The sequence below is a fragment of the Agarivorans sp. D1326 genome (genome assembly GCF_056958115.1).
Genome location: NZ_JBTWEN010000026.1, coordinates 1 through 470, shown reverse-complemented (window position 1 = coordinate 470; position 470 = coordinate 1). Strand labels below are relative to the sequence as shown.

Genomic DNA, 470 nt, shown 5'->3' with positions numbered 1-470 from the left:
CCACCATGCTGGCCCGAGCGGTCACGGCTCCCACCACGCACATCCACTTGCGCTTCAACATCAAAACCATCCAGTAGGTCGTAGTACAGTGCCACCCGGCCACCGCCGCCACCTGATGATTCAACTGACCCATTTGCACCACGTACATTAATAGACCCACTACCGCTTAGAGTACCGGCGTCAATCCACACCGAACCGCCGGCACCACCACCACGATAACTTGAGTACCCACCTGTCGCCAAAATAGCACCATCAAGCCGTAGGCTATTCGCCACCACAAGCTTAATCGCCCCACCACCAAGGGTATAAGAACTACAACTGCCATAATAACAACCACCCGAGCCAAAACTCACAGGCTCTTTATAGCTACCAAAGGCTGGTGCCGCATCACCACTGCCACTAACCCCTGCGCCACCACCTTGACCACCGTGGCTGCCGCCCGAACCATAAACACCCGGCGTGAGCGAGCC

The 470-nt window shown here is 56.8% G+C and carries 1 pseudogene; it reads right to left on the bottom strand.

From position 1 onward, the window contains the following. Window positions 1-470, bottom strand: a pseudogene (locus tag ACYFDN_RS21425) (hypothetical protein); the annotation flags it as partial.